General features: G+C 65.6%; 1 protein-coding gene. It reads right to left on the reverse strand.

The window, feature by feature from the left end; genetic code table 11:
- Positions 1-110: 110 nt before the first annotated feature.
- Entirely contained in the window at positions 111-21,158 is a 21,048-nt protein-coding gene (locus RKP46_RS19495) for an SdrD B-like domain-containing protein (protein ID WP_311108159.1), read from the reverse strand.
- Between the last annotated feature and the right edge of the window lie 250 nt (positions 21,159-21,408).

Here is a 21,408-nt window from a genome sequence, read left to right on the forward strand (position 1 = left end):
TCCACCCGAGGCCGGCGTTCAGCGCTGGGGCGCTCGCCGAATCAGCTCCGCAACGAGAGCGGAACGACGTAGCGGGCACCCCGCTCCCTCTGCCGGCGACGGTGGTTTGTTCAGCGTTTCGTCAGATCTATCCGGATCTTCCTGTTCTGACCTGGCGCGGCGCTCCGCGTGCCGCCGCCCGCAGACTGCTCTTGCCAACCGCTCGGCGCGCGAGCCGGCTTGCTGCTCTTCTTCGCTTTCCGCTCTTCTTCCTCCTTGAAATGGACGTTGTCAAGACGCGAACCATCCCAACGCGCGCTGAGGTCGACCGCCGGCGGCAGACCGGCCTGGGTGATCGTGTGCGTTCGCGTCGCGTCCATCGCGGGTGGCGAGACGACTGTCAGATGTCCATCCGTTGCGTCTTCGCCCAAGCGCGGCTGAACGTTGAGCGTCAGACGACCCTCATTTAGCCAGGCTTCGACCAGATCCAGCGCCAGACGCTCGCCGTGCCCTCCGATAACGCGAAACGCGAGGCGCAGCAAGTCGCCTGAACCGCTTTGCATGCGCTGCAGCCGGCTCATGTCGACGTCCACCAGCCCGGGGCTGCTGCGATCGACGAACCAGCCGAAATCGTTGGTCAGTTCGCCGCGCCGGACAGTCAGCAACTGCAATGCCTCCACATCATAGGCAAGGCGAAGTCTAACCGACTCCAAACCCTCGGCGGTATCCAGTTCGACGGTCGCCGTCAGCATCTCACCGATTGCCGCGTGGTCGCCGACCGCGACCCATACCTTCGGGTCCGGACCGCTGAAAGTGATCGAGCCGACGGCCGGCCGCGCGGGAATGGCCGGATCGCGGCGACCGAGAACGACGTTCTGCAGGCGAGCGGCATCGACGGCGCTGAGCAGGCCATCCCCGGAAAGATCGGCAACGACGCGGGGGTCGACCGTGGGGTAAGCCGAAAAGCCGCTGTCCAGATTGCTCGCGACGCGTTGCACCCGTTGCGCGTCCAGGCTGTGGTAATTGGCATTGCCCGATGCATCGCCGAAATAGCCGACGAGATGCAGCCCATCGTCGTCGCTGTGGTCGGCCGCGCTGCCGTTGATGACGACCTGCACGAAGTCGAGAACGTGTTTGGCGGCATACGGCGCAGTCGTTGGAACCTGCGCGAGCAGGCAGACGAGGTTCACCTTGCCGGCCGGAAGCGGCGCGCTGCCGACCAGCGTCACCTCGACGCGGCCCGGCTGGCTGACGTCGCTGCGCACGAGCTGCATCTGGGCGGGCAGACCGGTCGCAGGAAGCACACCGGTGACGCGCAACAGCGCGGGATCGTAGTCCATCACGAAGCTGATGCTGCTCAACCCGCCACTGCTGTTGATGAACACCGGCAGACCGCTGCCGGTCGCTGGCAGATTCACCGGCTGACCCGGACCGCGCATGAAGTCGCCTACCCCCAGCGTGTTTGCCGGCGTTGAACCCACCGTGAACCCGCCAAGATAGGGGTCACCCCGGTAGCCGTCCTGGTTGCCGTCGAGCGCGCTGGAACCGTCGCTGAAGCGGTTTGTTCCGCTTTCCAGACGGACTTCGTAGCTCCCGGCGTCGAGAACGCCGCCCGTTTTGATGAAGGTGAATCCCTGCAGGTCGGCGTCCATCACCAGACTGCCACGAACGTTTGCCGTCCCTTTGCGCAGACTGACGTCAGTCGCTCCGCGCGCGAGATCGGCGGCGTCGTACAGGTTGATCGGCGCAGCATCGATCGCGCGGTTGAAACGAAGCCGGAAGCCGCTGGTCGTTGGCTCGAGCCGGCTGACCATCAGGTTCGGGTCAATGCTCAGAGCGAAGGGGCTGGCTGCGTAGCGGCCGTCGTCGTCGGTCGCGCTTACCGCGATCGTCAGGTCTGCGCCGCTCCGGCCGTAGTCGGCGCGGTAGACATGGTCAACATGACTGGGGTTACCGCTCACCGTCTGCCGGTTGCCGTCACCCCAGTCGATCTCCCATTGGCGGATCGTGTCCGCACCCACGTCGGTTGCGTTCAGACTGAGCCGGTAAGGCACGCCGGCGAGCGTACCCGCCGCGCCGTCAAGCACAAGCGTCGGCGGATCGTTGTTGACGACGATGTACGCTTTGTCCTCGTAGCGCCATTCGCCCAGACTGTCGTAGGCGACGACCTTGAACGTGTAGACGCCGTCGTCGAGCGGGGCGAACTGGCGGACCAAATCTGTACTCTCCACAAGGCAGACCGTGCCGTCTGGGTTGTGCAACGACGAGGCATAACGAAGCCCGGCGTCGATCGGCAAGTACGTACCCGTCAAAATGAGCCGATCGCCCTCGCTGATCACCCGGTTGTCGCCGGCGTCGACGACAACGAGATTCCCGAAGTCGACGCCCCGGATGATCTGCCCGCGCTGACCGATGATCGTCCGGCTTGCCGTGTAGACGGGTATCTGGTTGCCCGGCGGCTGCTCGACGACGGCGAACTCGTCGGCTTCGCTGCCGAAGACGAGGTCGCGCAGAACGTAATCCCCGTTCACGTCGGTATAGGTCGTCGCCAAGGGGAATGCGCCCTGAGCGGTGACCAGCGAAATGGCAACGCCTTCGAGTCCAGGCTCACCCGGGTCACGCAGGCCATTGCGGTTGAGGTCGTCATACTTGCTGCCGTAGATCGCCGAGCTGCCGCCGGCGTGATAGTCGAAAGCGACCTGGCTGCTTCGTCCGCGCCAATCACCGTCGAAATGCGGGCCGTCGTGGGCGCGTACCGTAATACGCGCGCTGCCGACAAAGCCGGGTTCGGTCGCCAGGCGCAACTCGTCTCCGGGCAGGATGAAGGCCTGCACGCGCGCATTGTCGCTCTCGGCGGTGAACACGATCGGGTCATCGTCGGCATCGCTGGCGCTCAGCGCGATGACCGCCAGCGGAACGCCGTTCGATTCAGTGATCAGTGGCTCGATGAGCGGAGCGTGCAGATCGGGCGTCAGCGACGAACGCCCCAGGAAGACCTCTGCGGCGATCTCGTGCGACCGGTTGTCGAGCGGGTTGGCCTCGAGCAGCAGCCTGTCAAGCACCGGCAGAACCGGCTGCAACGCACGCAGCCGAATCGCGTCCGCGGCCACCAGGCCGGGGGTCGCTGCGGTAAGCGCCACCTTGACGCCTGAGCCGGTACTCCCGGCGGCGACGGTCGCGCTCGCCAGTTCCTGCCAGCGCAGCGCGCCTTCACCGGCGCTGCTCGGTGGCGCAGCCTGATTCACCGGCCGGGCAAGCGTGCCGACGTGCATCAGCAACGCCTGTCCGTTGGCGAGCGCGGGTGACTCCGCCGCGGCGTGCAAGCCATTGATCCACCCGTCGACGGCGAACGACTCGGCGGCGCTCGGAATCAACGTGGCGAAAACGTCGCCCGGAGCGAGCGCAAGATGCACGTCCATTCCGTCGGGGCTATCTGCCAGGTAGTGCAGATAGCCGGCTCGCCCGACCCCCATGCGCGCATCGTCGATGCTCAGATCGGTCGTCAGATTGGCGAACAAGAGCAGGTCGTAACCGGGGAAGTCGTAATCGAAGCCGACCGGACCGAGGTCGACGCGGACGAGCACGGCCGCAGCCGCGCCGGCTCGGGCCAGGAACGCGTCGCTGAAGAGTTGCCGTGCGCTGCGATCGAGCAAGCCATAGGCCTCGGGCTGCCCGCGCAGTCCGCTGGCATCGGCCAGGCTGCCCGGCAGGCGCGGCGTCATGGGCGACTGCGCGACGAAGGGATTCGACGCCAGCGGCCCGGCGAAGTGCTCGGCGACGGCATCCACCGTCCACCCCGTGCGATCGACCGGAACGTTGCTCGCCAGCAGCAGGCGCCCGCTACCGCCAGGGGTCGCTGGCAAAACTTGACTTGCGCCAACCGCGCCGCCAGCCGCGTCGACGGTGAGCGTCGAGGCGGTCAGCGCGCTCGCCCCCAGTTGCACGCTGCCCCCGCCGCCGCCGCCGCCATCTCCTTGACCATGGGTATTGTCACCGCCATCGCCCCCGCTGACCTTGAAGCCGCTTGCTGCACCGATGACCAGACGGCCGCTGGCGAGCAAAGCGATTCCCCCTCCTCCGCCTCCGCCCGACGCACCCGCAGTACCGGGAGCGCCGCCACCACCGCCGCCACCGCCGCCACCACCGGAAAGCACGTAGCCGGAAACCTCGTTGCGGCCACCCTCACCGCCTTCGGCCTGCGATCCCTTGCCGCCTTCGCCACCCCCGGCCGGATTGTTGACCCCGGCGCGGCCATTCTGAGCATCGAGCGTGATGTAGCTGAACACGCCGCCTATCGTGCTCATTTGAACAATTCCACCGGCACCACCCTGGCCGCCACCGGCGCCCGCTTGCGCGCCGAAACCCGAGGCATCGAAGATGGCGCCGGGATCGATCAGGATGTCCCCGGACACGCGGATCGAAGCTGCCCGCGCGCCCGTGCAGCGCAAGGTGTCGGCTGCGATATGCAGATCGCCGCGCAAGTCGAAATAGACCGTACCCCCGCTTTCCCAGGCGGAGAAGTCGACGCCATAGAACTTGCCGGCATCGTCCGCAACGCTGACATCGTCGCCGACGATCGTGCGTGTGTCCGTATTGATCTCGACCGTACGGCCACCCGGGCTGGCCGGATAAAGCGGAGCCGGGACCTCGCGGAAGAGGGTGAAGCCGGCGCTGCTGCTGTCGACCAATGGCTCGATCGTGGCCACCGTGTAGCGCACGCTCTCGCTGCGACTGTCGGCCGCGGGCCAGGTCGCGAGCACCTGATAATCACCATCCGGAAGTTCGGGGAAGGTCCACTGCGCGGCGCTCGCTTGATCGCCGGCGGCGCCCACATGCACAAAGCGATAATCCTCACCATAGGCGCCGACGACCGGGTTGACGTTGCCGAGCCAGTGGTCACCGAAAAGGCGCATTCCGGGGTCGCCGTCGTCGCTCGTCCACTCGCCAGCCAGCGGCCCGATGTCGTGAATTGCATTGCCTCGCAGGTCGAGCAGTTGCAGCGTTTCGATGGCGACGATGGGCTTCACGTCGTCAATGTCATTGTCGGCCAGGCTGAGGACCTGCAGGCGGGCAAAACCCGACCTGAAACCAGCCAGCGTAGCCAGCGCGTACGTGCCGTCGGCGTGCCGCTGCTTGTCCAGACTGAGCAATTCGAGATGCGGCAGGCTCGCCAGGGCCGATGGATCGGCTATCGCGTTGCCGTCCAGACTCAGGCTGCGCAGCGCAGAAAGTTGGGCGAGTTCAGCGCTCGCCGGCAGCGCTGTCAGCCGATTGAAATCGACGCTCAGATGCGCCAGATTCTGCAGGCCGATGGATTCATCGCGCGCGTCTTTCCCCGGCAGGAGAAACTCCAGGTCAGTCAGCGCGTTGTGCGCCAGATTGAGCGACTTCAGGTTGACCGCATACGCCAGTCCCACACCGCTGCGGATGCCCAGCCCTTCGGCGTCGAGTCGCCGCAGGCTTGCCATGTCGGACGCGTAGATTGGCCGGTCGATCGGCAGTTCGAGCGTACGCGCGATGGCGGCGGCCAAAGCGCGGTCGGGTATGCGCACCACCGGATCGGCATCGCTGCGGCTCAGGCGACTCAACTGACTGTCGGGAATCGTTCCCGGATCCAGCCTGATGTCGCCACCAATCGCGTCGCAGATCTCCAGGTCTTCGCCAAGAAGCGTGTCGCTCCCGTCGCCGCCGAACAACCAGTCCAGATCATCATTGCCCGCAAGCCGGAAGTCGCTTCCTTCACCGCCGAAAATGATATCCCGGTCGGGTTGGCGCGCGCTTTCGTGCGTATGGCCTGGTGCCGGTGCGCGCACCGCGATCTCGAAAGCCAGCGGGTGCGTCGCAGGCGTTGGCGCAGGGTCATAGACCCGGAGAAAATACGTGCCGGCGGAAAGCGCGCGTAGCGAGATGAGCGAGCGTCCCTCAGCCAGCAATCCCCCTCGCGCGTCGAACAGGTCGGCGACAACGCCGGCGCCGTCGCTCGTCACATCCGGAATGAAGCCACGTCCGCCGACGAGCGCCGGATCGGCCAGCTTGACCAGTGGCATCCCGGCAAGCGCACCGACGGGGCGCAGCCGAATCGACAGGCGGGTGCCGCCATCGGCGAGCGTCTTCTGCACGCTTCGCGTGACATCGATCTCTACGGCGGGATCACCCGGGCGTAGCTCGAAGTCCTTCAGTTCATCCGGATCGGCAACGAGCTGCATCGACAACGCTCCGCTACCGACAATGGACGAAAGCGGCAGGCGAAGCTTGACGGCGCCCATTTCCGCCGGGTCATCGCGGAAACGCATCAGTTCGGCGATGTCGAACGACAGCGTCAGTGATTGTGCCAATTCGCCGCCGATCTGGTAAGACCGGCCGCAAGCGCTGTTTGCCGGCGGCAAAGCGAAACCCAGCTCGGGCTGCCAGACGCGGACCTGCAGGTCGTTGTCGCTGGCCCCGTCCCCCAGAGTCGTGAAGCTGTACCAAGCTCCAAGCCGATCGCCGGCTGGCAGTTGATAGCGCAGGTCCGCCACGGTCGTGCCACGGAAGATCGTTGCGCTGCCCGTTCCGTCGTCGACCAGGAAACTGCCGCTGCCCGAGATCGACCGGTTCACCAGAGCGGTCGCGGCGGTCGGCAAGGCAGATCTCGTGCGCGACCCGTAGACCGCGTAGATCGTTCCGGCATTGGTTATGCTTCCCTTGTCCGACCACGGCGAACCGATCAACAGATCGTCCAGGTGATCGCCGTCGATATCCAGGCTCGACGGCGGCAGGAACGCACCAAGCCGGTCGCCGTCGTAAAATCCCGGCCCCTCAAGCGCACCGATGAACGAAACATCGGCGTTACCGAGGTCGATTTCTCTTGCCCGTTCGGCGACCGACCAGACGACGAAGAGTTCGCCGCGGTCACGCCACTCGACGCTGTTGTCCGCCTTCACGACACTCGCGAACGGCATGCCGATCGCCAGATCGATCTCGCGGTCACCGTTGAAATCACCGGTTGTCGCCGCCAGCGGACCTGCGATCTGCCTGACGCCTTCGCCCGGGGTGCGCACCACGACCCAGGCAGCATCCGTGTCCGGATGATGCGCCGCGCCGGGCGCGCTGTGCACACTGAAGCGATCGGAACCGGGAATGACGTAGAGGCCTCCGGTATACTCTTGATCGTAGGGCGGATAGCTGCTTCCTGCACCCAGCTCACGGAGCAAGCCTATTTCGGCAAGACCATCGCCGGTCAGATCGCCGATACGTACACCCGCGGCCAGGTAGTCATCCTCCCAGATCGCCTGGCTTTGATGCTCGATATCGATCACCGCCCTTTCTTCGGCTTCCAGGTCTTCCCACGGCGTCGCCCGGCCGGCAAGCAGATGGACTCTGTTGTACCCCGGAGAATCGGATACCTGAATGAGCAGGTCGTCGAGCCCATCGCCATTCACGTCCCCGGCAACGGTCGCGCCGCGATAGGCTTCGTAGATACTCGTGCTGCTGTCGACCAGGCGCGCGGCATAGCTCTGGTCGTTCAGATCGTGGGCGCTCAGCGCTTTCCCCGGGTAGACGAAGGCAAAGCCTCGCTCTACGGAAGTTGACGGGAACCTCCGTGCGGGGTCGATGACCAGCACGTCCAGGTAAGGGAGACCTGTTTCTGGATTCACGTCGCCGTCCCAGTTGAGGACAACCGCTTCCTGCAGATCGACGGCATAGGCTGGATTGCTGAGCAGGATGCGGCGGTCGACAGAGCCGCCGTCTTCCACCCGGCGCGGCAACTGCGTCGCGTCGGCATTTCGGCCAAAGAGGATTGAAACCACCCCTTCGTGCGCACTGCCGCCTTGCGGCGGTGTGAGGTTCTTGAAGAAGACGAGATCGCCGAAACCGTCGCCGTTGATGTCGCCCATCTGGCTCGCCGGTTTCCCCAGCGCCTCGAGGCTGACGATGTGCTGCGCGACATCTGCGGCCAGCGTCAATTCCGCCCGGGAAAATTGTCCGAAATCGACCGGACCGAACAGGACGCAGGCTTCCTTCTCGCCGGCCAACAGCAGATCGTCGGCGCCATCGCCATTGAAGTCGCCGATATTGATCGCCCGCCCCAACTGCTCGTCTTCTGCCCTACCCTGCAGAACAAACGATTGCTGGAGACTCGGCCCAGGCCGCGGCGCCGACAGGTCGATCCCCGCCACCCCGGTGCCAACCCAGGTCCCCGGCAGGGGAGCGAGCAGATGTTCGTAGACGTCGATTCTCGTCGTTGTCGTGACAAGACTGCCCGACGCTGAACCCTCTGGCGCATAGCCGTAGATCGTGTCACTTCCGCCTTCGCCGTAGAGCAGGTCGTCGCCGCCCCCGCCGAAAATGGTGTCGCCCCCAGCACCGCCGTTGATGGTGTCGCCGAGTGGCCCGCCATAAAGCGTGTCGTCGCCGTCGCCACCGTCAATTTCGAGCGCGGCAAGCAATGCACCCTGTGCAAGATCGCCCGGATTGAATCCCCACAAGCCGCTGCTCGATCCGGGAATGAGGTGTCCCGGGTTGGCATATACCTCGTCGTCGCCGCCTCTTGTCTGGATCAGCGTTCGTTCGACATTGACCGGCTGATAAAAGACATAGTCCTGCCTGGGGACGCTCCCGTCATGCAGATAAGCTCCGTCGCCCGCCGCCGACGTCTGATTGTCCCACTGCAAGCTGGTCAGCTCGTAGCGATGGAGATGGGTGTTGTAGCGCAGAGCAACGTAGTCGGCGACGAACTCCGCCGAGTTCTGCCCAGTGTCCCCGCCGTAATACAGAACCGTGTCGGTGCCCGAGCCCCCATCAAAGCGGTCTGCGATCGTCGGAAATGCGGTTTGCGATGGCCCGGCAACGATCGGCAAGCCGTCTGGAACAAGCTGAAACGCGTCATCACCCGCGCCGCCAAACAGCAGATCGGCCGCCTGTTTGTCCTTGCCGCCGCTGAGCAGGTCGTCACCGTCGCCGCCGAAAATCCAGTCTTCACCGGAGCCCCCGGAGAGGCGGTCGTTGTCCGCACCGCCGAGAACGACGTCACGGCGCGTGGCGTCCGCTCGTGTTGCGAGGTCGACCTCGACCGGCGTCTTGCCGTCGGCGAGATCAAAGCTGAGGGCGTAGCCACCGGGAACGCGATTGGTGGCAAGTTTGAGCAGATAGGGCGTGTTCGTTTGCAGTGAGCCGAGGCTGACGAGCTGACCGCCAGCACCGGAGAGATCAATGAGTTGTCGTCCGTGGTCAGCGCCGATGTCGAAAGCCAGCTCGTAGTTCCCAGGCCCGCCATCGTCGGCAGCGGTCAAGCGCAGGAAATACTCGCCGGCCGTCAGACCGTGCAGGGAAAGCGTCTTTTCTGCTTGCGTCTTGCTGACCACCGCGCTGCGCAGCGGAACGCCGCCCGCGCCCAGAACGTCGAGACTGATCGTAGCCGACGCACCGGCGGTGCGGCGCAATGTCACGGCGGCTGGATCGGACGTCTGCACGTCGGGCAGCGCCAAGCGGAACCAATCGCGATCGACGACGCTGTCGAGCGACAGCCCCCGCAAGAGGCCGATTCGCTCAATCGCCGGCAAATCGTAGGCCGCCGTACGGCTTTCGTTACGCGCTGCCAGCAGGTCCACCGCATCGGGGCCGACGAGCGGCACAACCGGGACGTCGATCTTGCTCGACGACGCGGCATTGGACACCTCGACCGTGAAGTCGGCGAGCGATTGGTCGCTCTTGACGACCAGCGAAGCATTCGCCGTCTGGCTGAGGCTGAAGCGATACCAGTCGACATCGTCGCCGCTGTCGATCGTCAGACCGGTAAAGGCGCTACTCGCCGTGATCGTCGCTTCTCCACTGGAAGCGGAACACAAGCTGAAAGCGTGATTCCTGTCGTCGTTGCGCCATTCAGAGTCGGTCTGGTCGGCGAGCAGCGCAAAGCCCGATTCGATGTGAACATCGTCGTCACCGGAACCCGCGTCGACCCAGACGGACTTCTGTACTGTTGAGCCTACCGTGACCGTATCGTCGCCACCGAGTGCGTCGATGATGATCGCCGCGAAATCGCGCTCCTCCGGGAGGATGTCCTGCAACACCGTGAGAAACGAACCTCGGTAGGCAGCAACCGCGGGCAAGCCCTGCCCGGCTTCAATTGCCGTTCGCACGTCGTCCTGCAGCCTGACCAGGTCAAGAACGTTCCCTTCCTTGCCCACCTCGAAGTCGCCGAAGTAGATCCCGAACATGTTCCCGGAGGACGTCTCCGTCCCGATGCTGATCGTGTGATGGCGCGCGTATTTGCCCGTGGTCACGTAATCCACCGTGATCACATCATCAAGCGCGGTCGCTGCCCGATACCACACCTTCCCGGTGGACTGGGCATAATCCTTCCACGCGGCGTCGTCGCCTGCACCGAGTCCGCCGACCAGTGAGGAAAGCTCGCTACCGTCGGCGCGGTAGAGCGTGTCGCTGCCGCCGTTGCCATAGAGGAAGTCCAGCCCGCTGCCACCGTAAAGCTGGTCGGCCTGCGGCCCGCCCAGAACCCGGTTGAGGCCGGTAGATTCCCACTCCGTCCCGTCAAATACTCCGAAGCTTCCATCGGCATTTCTCGGATCCCGTGACCACGCGTAGAGGTCGTTGGTCCCGCTCCCGCCGAGCAGATCGTCGTCCCCCTTGCCGCCGTAAAGAACGTCATGGTCGGCCGGGCTGCCGTCGCCAGCGTCACCCCAGAGCCGATCGTCGCCGTCCAGTCCGTACAGCGTGTCGCTTCCCGCACCGCCGTCGAGCCGGTCGCGTGCCATCGATCCGCGCAGGGTGTCGTTCCCTGGCCCGCCATCGAGAACGCCGAAGAAGTCTGCACCTGCTTGGCCGAGCCCACGCGGAGCGAGCGCCTGAGCACCCTCCGAAAAGCCGATCTCGTCGTTGCCGGCCAGGCCGCTGACCCGGATCTGCTCGATCAGCGGCGTCGTTCCAGCCAGCCAATTGACGGCGATCGAACGTCCGTTATAGCCGACATTCATCTGTCCGCCGGGACCCTGCGCAAGCGAAATCACATCGTTGGCGTCGCTCCCTTCGATCAGCAGGATGTCGACTGCCTTGTCGTCCAGCGCATCACCCGCCTGGCTGTTGCCGTGGTGTCCGTCGATCGTCTCGCCGAACTCGGTATGGCGTGCGGCCGTGTCGAGCTTGAGGAGGTCGATCCCCTCACCACCGTACAACACATCGGCCCTGTCCTGACCCTCAAGCCAATCCGACCCGGCGCCCCCCCAAAGCGTATCGACGCCGCCGCCGCCGAGAATTCGGTCGTCGCCGTCCCCACCGAAAAGCAGGTCGGCGCCGCCCGCCGTGTCGGCATTCGGGTTGCGCAGCTCGTAGGCGCCGGCGAGATGATCGCCGGCGATGAAGTCGTTGCCCGAACCGCCGTCCAGCGTCTCCTGGCGCAGGTTGCCGTAGAGGAAGTCGGCATCGTCGCCACCGAACAACTGGTCGCCGACGAGTTCGGTTTCTGCCAGGCCGCTGGTCGGCGCGTAGGCGTACAGGTAATCGGTCCCGGCGCCGCCGAAGAGTTTCTGTCCCGACAGGTCGTGCCGCCCCGCTCCCGCTTCGACTCCCGCCTCACCGTAAAGGCGATCACTGCCGCCATCGCCATACAGTTGGTCTATGCCGCTCCCACCGCGCAAGGTGTCGTCATCGGCGCCGCCGCGCATGAAGTCATTGCCGCCTTCCCCGTAAACGACCGCGTCGCTGCCGCTCCCGGCGTCCAGATAGTCGTTGCCGTCGCCGCCGTAGAGCGTGTCGGATCGCCCCCCGGCAAACAGATAATCGACCTCCAGCCCGCCAGACAAGGTATCGCTGCCGTCGCGTTGATCATCCGCCACGGCGAAAATCGCGCCGAACGACACGGGCGCCGCGTTGAACGGGAAGTCGCCTCGCGCCAGCGTCACGCCCGTTCCCGCCAGCAGCCCGGCGCGATCGCCCCAGAGCACGTTGCTTCCCGCGCCGGCGGCCAGTTGGTCAGCGCCGAATCCGCCGACCAGCCAGTCGTCACCCGCCCCACCGAGCAAGGTATCGTTGCCAGCGTAGCCGAACAGGTCGTCGTCTCCGTCCTCGAGGCTGCTACTGCCCGGCGTGTCGCCGACGATATGGTCATCGCCGCTGCTGCCGTGGATGGTATCGTTCCCTTCGCCGCCGACGAGCGTGTGCGCGTACGCATCCTCGCCAAAGGTTTCGTCGACGGCATAGATGACATCGTTCCCGGCCAAGCCGAACACTTCGTCCTGACCAACACCGGCGGCAATCCAGTCGTTGCCGCCGCCGGCGTCGACGGTATCGTTGCCAGCCCCGGCGAGAATCCGGTCGTCGCCGTCGCTCCCCCCGGTCGCCTGCGGGTTGTCGCCGTGGATCAGGTCGGCGCCGCCACTGCCGTAGATGGTGTCGTTCCCGTCACCGCCGTCCAGCCGATGCGCCTGCACGTCAACCGCCGAAGAAGTGTCGAGCGCGTAAATCAGGTCATCGCCGGCGAAGGTAAACACGGCGTCGCCGCCGAGGCCGCCGAGAACCGTGTCATCGCCGTTGTCGCCGTAAATGACGTCCTGGTCGTCGCCGCCCAGGATCAGGTGAAGGTCGGCGCCCGCTCGACCGTAAGCTGCGTCGCCAGCATAGAGGGTGTCGTTCCCCGCATCGGCGAAAATCACCTCGTTGCCACTTCCGCCACGTATCAGGTCGTCTCCGCTGCCGGCAACGATCCAGTCGGCGTCGTCGCCGGCATTGATCGTGTCGTTCCCGGCTCCGGCGAGGATGACGTCGTCGCCGGCACCGCCTTCGATCGCCGGGTCATTGCCGCTGCCGGCATCCAGGTAGTCGGCCCCACCACCGCCGAACAGCCGGTCCACGCCGCCACCGCCGAAAAGAAAGTCGCCCGCCGCGTCGCCACCGCCGATCAACACGTCGGCGCCGACCGACGAAGCCTCGACACTCAGACCGCCGAGCCGCGCGGGCACTTTCCACGACGCGGCCGACGTCGTCCACACCACTCCCGGCGAAAGCAGCAGCACGGCGGAGTAGTTGGCAGGCCTCTGGAAATTGGCGGAGTCCGTTGCCGCAAAGTCTTCGACGCCGAGCGCAGCGCCACCGAGAACGGCAACGGCGTCGCCCCACAGGACATCGCTGCCGTCGTCGCCGGAAAGCGTGTCGTCGCCCGCGTCACCGAGCATCCAGTCGTCTTCCGCGCCGCCAGATAGCTGGTCATTCGCATCGCCTCCACTCACCTCGTCCCGTCCGTCACCGGCATGGATCGTGTCGTTGCCGGCTTCGCCGTAAATCGTGTCGCTGCCGCCTGCACCCCATACGCGATCGGCCGCACCGCCGGCGAGCACGTTGTCGTCGCCGTCTCCGGCGTGGATCGTATCGGCGCCATCGCGGGCGTCATCCGACGTCCCCTGCGCGTCGTTCTGGCCGTCGCCCCAGATGCTGTCGTTGCCGGCGCCACCGAAGATCTCGTCGTCGCCGCTGCCGCCGTGCATCGTATTGCCTGCTTCGTCACCGCTGCTCTCGGCATCGGCACCATACAGCGTGTCGTTGTCTGCCCCGCCGAGCACGGTGTCGGCACCCAGGCCCCCAGTGAGGACGTCGTTGCCCGCGTCGCCGTAGAGCTGGTCGCTCGCGCTGTCGTCGGCGGTGGCGCGCAGCGCGTCGTGACCGAAGATCTGGTCGTCGCCACTGCCGCCGTCGAGGGTGTCGCTGCCGGCGCCGCCCTCCAGGCTGTCGTCGCCGCTCGCGCCGGAAAGGCGGTCGTTTCCCTGATCGCCCAGAAGCTGATCGTTGCCGTCGCCGCCATCCAGAACGTCGTCGCCACTCTGGCCGTTCAACGCGTCGTTGCCGCCCTCTCCGCAGAGCGTGTCGCGACCGCCACCGCCGTAGACGAGGTCGTCACCATCAGCGGAATAGATCTTGTCGTTGCCATCGCTTGCCGCAACCGGCGTCTCCTCCTCGCCTTCCTTGCCGTCGCCGTAAATGACGTCATTGAGCGGGTTGTTGGACGCCTCGCTGTCATCGTCTACCCATGAACTGCCGTAGATCGTGTCGTCACCGCTACCGCCGTGGATGATGTGCGCTACTTCGTCGACTTCGCCGGCAGAACTCGCGGCATGGATCAGATCGTTGCCGGCGCCGCCATACAGGACGTCGGCGCCGAGACCACCTGAAACTGTGTCTGCCGCGCTGCCGCCGTCCAGCGTGTCGTTGCCGTCGCCGCCCTGCACGACGTCAGCGCCGCCCTGGCCGTAGAGCAGGTCCTCACCAGCGTCGCCGTTCAGCGTGTCGGCACCGTCCTGCCCATAAATCCGGTCATTACCCTCGTCGCCGACCAGGATGTCGCTCGCGCCACCACCCTGGAGGACATCGTTGCCCGCTCCGCCGTGAAACTCGACCGGCAGTACGATGTCTGCGGAAACGCTGGCGCTGTCATTGCCCTTGCCGGCCGACCAGACGATGCGGTCAACACCGCTGAAGGTTTGCGCGGCGCGTTTCGGCGCACTGACGATCACCTCGTGGTCGTCGCTCCCGCGCGTCAGCGTACGGCTGTCGTCGCCATCGGTCGCCGAGAGGCTGAGCACCCCCTGCGCGAGCGTTGCGAGCGGCGGCGGCTCGGCGGGCTTGGGTCGCTCAATCTGGAAATCGAGCAAGGTGACGTCGGCCAGGCGGTACGTCTTGCTGATCTTCTTGAACAGCAGGTTCACCTTGTAGTAAGCGCGCAGTCCCGCTTCGAGCTTGCCGCTCACATCGAAGACGTGGATCGGCCCAAGGGCAAAACTGTCGGCGATCTCGCCGGCACGGATCAAGCCGTCGCCATCGCCGTCGTGCAGGTTGAAGTCAACGCTGGCGTAAATCCCGCCTTCGACGCCAGCCTTTGCGATCAGGACATCGAGCGAGGCGCCGGCAGTGAGACTGCCGCCAAGCTGCACTTCCGGGACATCGATGCCGTTTTTCCAGTCGCTGACGAAGAATCCGTTGGCAATCAGACTCGGCTCGTCGAACCCTCCTTCGGCAAACTGGCGCAGGCCCGTCGTATCAAAGCCGAAAGCAAAGTCGGCCCGGGCGAACAGGCGCCCACCAATTTCGACCTTGAGCACCGGAATGGGCGGAATGCGGAACGACTGGCTGTAGGAAAAGCCTACCTCGAGTGCGGGTGGGTCATAGACGAACAGCGGCGGGTTACCGCCGAGCAGCAACTCGAATGCGCTGCGAGGTTGCAGGAGGTTAAAGCTCAAGCCGTACTTCTCGAGCTTCTTCAACTCGGCGAGCCATCCGCCAAAGGTCGATGCACCGCTGCTCGCGATGAGCGGGCTTGCCTGACCAGACGTCTGGGCGTGCGGGACGAAGCTGGCGTTGGCGACAAGCTGCGCGAAGTTCGCGGCAAGATTCGCCGCCGAGGTGGTCGGCAGTTTGAAGCTGCCGAGGGCGAGTTCGGCATCGCCTGTCGTCGGCAGCGCGCTGAGCAGGCCGGCAATGTCGCTGGCGACCCCGACGATCTGATCCACCACCGGCGAACTGACGCCAAAAGCCCGCGCCAGGTCGAGCAGGCTGAGCTGCTCGCCGATCAGGTCGGAGATGACCGGCAAAGGCCGGCTCAGCATCCGGATCACCGGCAGCACCGGAGCAATCACCTGCTCGACTCGCGCCAGCGCCGGGGCGGCATAGTCCTGGACGAATTCGCCCAGATCAAGCCGAATGTTGTTGAGCCCGAGCTCGAGATTGCCGCCCAGCTGCCAAGTCAGATCGAAGTCGGCGTCGATGCTCGGGAAGTGGGTGTTGCCGCCAAAACTCGCGCTGAGATCGAGGTGGACCTCAGCCGTCCCGCTCACCTGGTCGGCCAGCGGAACGAACAGATCGAGCGCCGCGCCGCCGGCCAGGTCGGCGAGCGTCACCCGGCCGTCACCGTCGGGGTCGGCGATGTCGAGCTTGAATTCACCGATAAAGCGCGAGGGGTGCTGCGCGTCATCCTCGACGTCTACCTGCAGGAAGCCGAGTGTCGCCGTCGCGCTCAGCGTCGGTGTGACCGTCAAGCCGAGTTGAATTTCGTTCTCGTCGGCCCAGCTTGCCATGTAGACGCCGGCTGAACGCGTCACCCCGATCCCCAGATGCCAGCTCACGGCGAGCTCGGCACTGACGCCGCCGCTGAGCTCGAGGCCGAGACTCGGCAGCCCGAGGTCAAGCCCGCCCGCCTGCTCGATCCTTACTGCCTGGCCGAGATGGAGATCGAACTCGAAGCCGACGGTTGCCCCCGCTTCGACGACCTGGCGAACGACGATATCGTTTTCGTCGATCGTCGTATCGGCGTCGTCGTTGCGGTCGCGCAGCCAACCCGATGAGCCGAGCGCGGCGAAGAGCGCGTCGCGCACCTGTGTTTCATTGACCGCGCTTCCGGCAAGCGCCTTGAGCTTTTCCGCGACGCGCTGGCGAATGTCTTCGACGAAGGCCGATTTGTCCTGTAAGGCATTACCGATCAAGGGCAGTTTTCGGCCAAAGAGCGAGTCGCCCTGCAGCGCGCTGCTTAGCGCAGCGCTAAGGCCATCCCAGCCTTGCGCGAGCCCGCCCAGCAGAACGCCGAGATCGGCCGAGCTGACCTTGTCGGCGATCGCTGCAGCAAGCCCGCTACGCGTATCGACGACCGGAGACCCGCCGAGACTGCCCAGATCCTGCTCGAAGTCGAGCGTGGTCAGCAGACTGCCGGCCGTCGGGAAGAAGACCGGCAGTTCAAGGTCGACGTAACCCGAACCGCTGGCGAGGAGGTCGTCAAGGACCGCGGACAGATCGCCGGTCAACTCATGCCGCCCGTTGCTGGTGCCGAAGCCAACCAGAAACTCGGCCGGAGCGAGCGCGTCCTCCTTGCTCCGCGCGAGGCTGAGGTGACCGTCGCGAATGAAGATGCCGAGCGGCCCGAGCGCTGCGTCGAAGTTCATTGCCGAGGCCGCCGCGTGGACGAGCAGGCTAAGCTTCGTCGAATCGTCGTAGAGAAACACCTGCGGGCTGCTGCCCGCCTTGAAGCCCAGCGCCAACTGGAAATCCGCTCCAGCAGTCAGCGCAAGTTCGGCTTGTCCGCCTGCGTCGACGAGTTCGCCCAGGGCATCCGAGACAGCGATCTGCAGACGCTGCGTTGCCGGCGCGGCTTGGTGCGCGAACCGCAGGTCGAGACGGAGAAGCTTTTCGTCGGCAAGCCAGTTGAGGCCCACAGCATCGTCCGAAACGCCAGACAGGTCTTCGATCTTCGCTTCCAGCGCCTGCAGATTGGCCACCGCAGCCAAGCGCAAAGCGCTGTCGAACGAGGCCAGCCGGGCGGCAAAATTCACCGCATCGTTCAGCTTGACGTTCATGACGGGCAGGCTGAAGTCGATCGCAGGCAGCCGTTCGATGCCCTGGACCAGCGCCAGCACCTTGGCCACGCCGTCGCTCAGCGCGGCGAATGACATCCCGTCGAGCGCCGCAAGATCGCCCAATTGGGCCAGGTCTGCTGTGATCAGAGCGGCTTGCGCCAGATCCGGCAGCGCCATCTGCAGCTTGGCGTCGGCCGGAATGGCCAGTCCGGGAAGATCGGCGTCAAGCTGCACCGGGAGATCGAGCGTCAGCGACCCGCCGAACTCGACGTGCGGCAGGCTCGCGTCGGATTTGGTCGCGACCTCGAGGCCCGCGAACATTTCGCGCAGCGTCATCCGGCCGTCATCGTTGCCGTCGATCATCGACTGGTAGTCGGCCAGGGCGAATGACGCGGTGGCCGTGCCGCTCAGCGCGCCATGGGCAATGTCGATTCCGACGAAAGCGAAGTTGGCCGATGCGTTGACCTCGGCGGCCAGCGCCACGCTGGCCTCCAGCGTGGCGTCGCCGGCAACGAACACGTGGTCGGCGATGCTGTCGCCGTGCAGCGCGCGGCCATGGATCACGCCGTCGCCATCCTCATCGACCCCGGCGAGGCCCAGCCATAGCGCAGCAAACGACGCATCGAGCCCGTTGATGCTGAAGGCGTGCTCGCCTTGCGTGGCATCGGTGACGACGATCGCCGCCTGATCGGCAGCCAGCCGAGCAAGCACAGCACCCGCTGCGGCACCGTTGATCCTGGCCAGCACATCGGCCAGCGTTTCTGCGCCGTCAAGGTCTACCGCCAGCTCGTCGCCGCTGCGCAGCTTCAAACGCAGGTCTGTCCGGTCTCCCGACTGCGTGCCGGCGAACCCCAGCGCTTGCCCGGCGTTGATCGTCAGCGCGTTGATTCGCCTGTCGTTTGCCGCAAAGACCAGGTTCGCGCCAGCGGCCGCACTGGCTGACACCTCGACCGCTGGCAAACGCTGCTCGGTCACCGGAGGAAAGCCCCGGCTGGCCAAGGCGCTGCCGAGAAGCGCGTTCAGATCGCTGACCAGGTCGAGCACGCTTGTATTGTCGTCAGTGGCTGCTTTCGTCAGCCGCAGCGGGACGCGCACCGGCTGGGCGTCGAAAGTGTCGAGCAGGAGGTCGAACGACAGATCGGCCGTCAGCCTGCCGTCGGTGGGCGCAGCATTGGCAGCCTCGCAACCGACACTGAGGTCGATGCCGCGGCCGCCGTTGAGCGCGGAGAGACGCGTTTCCGGCGTCAACGAAAAACCGCCGCCGAGCGGAGTAAGCAGCACGCCCAAGCTCAGGGCTCCGGAGGCCGCAGCGTTGAGCGTCACCTCCGCCTGGCTGGAGGCCATGCTGCTCAGTGGCCCAAGCTCCTTGCCCAGGCTCAACTCGCCGGTCGACTGCTTCGTACCCGAAAAGCTCAGCGCGAAGCTCAACTCTCTCGTCGCCGGATCATAGTTCACCGAGTCGCGCGGCAGGGCGAGCCTTCGCACAATCTCTTGCGCCGTCTGCACGTCGGACAGACCTGCGGCCGGCCGATCGGGATCGGCCAGCAAGCCCTCCAGACGTGCGCGCAAGGCGTCTGCCTGGCCGAGGACGTCGCCCATCTGTACGCCACCAATCAAGGGCAGCCGATCGCCGAAGATGGGCGTCGCCGCGAGCCCGGACAGCCAATCCGGAAGCTGCTGCAGCGCCCCGACGAGATCAGGTGCAGTCAATTCTGCGAAACCTTGCAACTGGTCGCTGAACAGCGCGCTGTAATCGAGAATCGGCCGTTCACCGTCAAACAGCGAAGCGTCGGTCAGCGTCAGGCCGGGCTGCCCGGCCGGATCGCTGTACGAGAACCCGCCGAGCGTCGCCTGCAGCGGAAGGTTGACGCGCAAGCTGCTGCTGCCTGGCGCAAGCGCGGCGATTTCGCCGAGGGAGGCGCCGACGAGTTCGCCTGCCGTGAAACGCTTCTTGTCGCCGCTGGCGGGCGTCAGGACAAGGTTGGCCTCGAGTGCCGCGTGTCCACCCGGCACGCTTAACTCGAGCATCCCGAACCTTCCACCCGCGTTGAAATCCGCCGCCAGCGCCGCGCTCAGTTGCGCACCGCCGAGCTCGACAAAGAACGCCTCGTCGGTCGACGGGAGCTTCGCCAGATCGACACCAAAGCGCAGCGCGGCGGCGAATCGGCTGACTACTTCGACGTCCGAGACTTCCGCGCCGGACGCACCGGTGAGCGGACGAAGCGAGGCTAGCGTCAGCGCCGAACCGGCAACCAGGTCAGCCAGATCGAGAGTCCGGCGAGCCAGCCGTTCACCGGCAAGCGAGAGCGAGAAACCGTACTCGCCACGCGGATCGTAGTCCGCTTCAACAACCGTGCCCGTCTGCTTCAGTCGTTCAAGCGCTGCCTTGAGCGTCTCCGCCGAGGCGTTCAGCGGCTTGTCCGGAGAAGCTGACGAGAGCTCCGGAGCTTTCAGCGCATCGCGCACCGGATCGGCCAGCCCGCTGCGCCAGAAGTCGGCCAGCCGCACCAGTGAAGCGAGAGAGCTGTCCACGAGCGGCAGCGGCGTGGCGAGCAGTTCCCGCTCATCCAGCGTGCCTGCCCAATCGGCCAGCTTGGCCAGTCCGCCGGCGAGCGCCTCGCCTGCTTTCTGCTGAGTATTCGCGATGTCCGGGTCGATCGACGGACGCGCCCCGTGCACGATCGTGACCACTCGCGGCGCGACGGCGAAAGGCAGAAAGTCGGCGTCGACCGGCAAAATCGCTTGCGCTGGCCGGCTGATCGCGACCTCGAAAGCAACCGGCGCACTCGCCAGATCATCGAAGCTCAGGTCCCCTTGGTCGTCGCCGTCCGGATTGCCTACGCGCGCAGTGAGGTCGGCCGCCATATCGAGATGCGCATCGTTCACCTGCAGGGCAAGAAAGCCGAAGCCCAGATCGAAATCCAGCGTCTGCTTCTGATCCGACGCGACCGATAGCGCGATTGTCGGCGCGCGCAGGAAGAAGTCTTCGCGCGTGATCGTCGGGTCGCGCAGAGAGATCCCGCACGAGAGCTGCACCGACGCTTGCGTCGTCAGCCCTACGCTGACCGGGCCGGGAAGACGAAAACCTTCCGTCAGCGCGTGCGTTTCGAGATCGAGCGTGGCGGACGATGTGTGCGTCGCCGCCAGGCGCAGCTTGAAGACGTATTCATCGGCGAGCTGATCAAGGCTGGCGGACTCGACCGCAGCCTGGCGCCGGAGAACATCGACGAATCCCTCAAGGCTGACCGCGCTGCCGCCAGATAGATACGTCTGCAGCGGGATCCACAGATTCTCCCTGAACAGCGTGCTGCTGCTCAACAGTTCCCCGCTGCTCAGTTGGCTCGCGGCACCCGTGACGAGGGGCAGTTGTAGCGTGCTCTGCTGATCGAAATCGGCAGCCCAGGCGGTCATCTGCGCCAGCCCGCCTTCGAGGGCAGCGAGCACGTCGCGCTCGTCCGGCTCGGCGCCGACAGCAACTGTTCCGGGATCGCCCAGTGCTTCGGGTAAAGCTGAGGAAACCGGCCCCGGCTGACTCGCATCTGCAGGCAAACCTGCGTCCGCCGCGCTCACCGGGAGCGCCGACTGCACTGGCAAGGCGTGCTGCGCGCTGTCCACCTGCCACTCGCCGCCGCTGCCGGGCAAGTCGATCGGCAACAGATCGACCGCGAGCATCAGTCTGGGCTCCAGTGCTTCGAAGTATAGCCTCGGCGAACGCTGCGGGGCGACACGCAACTCGCGACAGCCGCTGGCCGGAGAGCGCAGCGAGCGTAGCGCCTGACTCACAGCGCAGGCAATTCGTCTGCGCGCATGGCGCAGCGACCCGGAAACCTTGCCAATCGTCGATGGGCGAATGTCCATGACCGCCTCCTTGAGAAAGACCATTCACCAAAGGCGGGCCCCCCTGCCGAACGGTCCCGCCATGTCGTCGGAGGCGCGCGCGCGATCAGCCGAAGGCGACGCAGAAGCGACGAGCAACGCGTTCATTCCTACTCCATTCTTGCCCCGCGCGCATTGATCCAGATCAAGCGATCCCGTCCTTCAACTCATCAAGCCGGCGGGAGCCACGACCGGCGAGCGCTTCGCTGTCATCGCGATCGCCGGCGGAAAA

It is taken from the genome of Accumulibacter sp. (genome assembly GCF_031732815.1).
Taxonomy (GTDB): Bacteria; Pseudomonadota; Gammaproteobacteria; order Burkholderiales; family Rhodocyclaceae; genus Accumulibacter.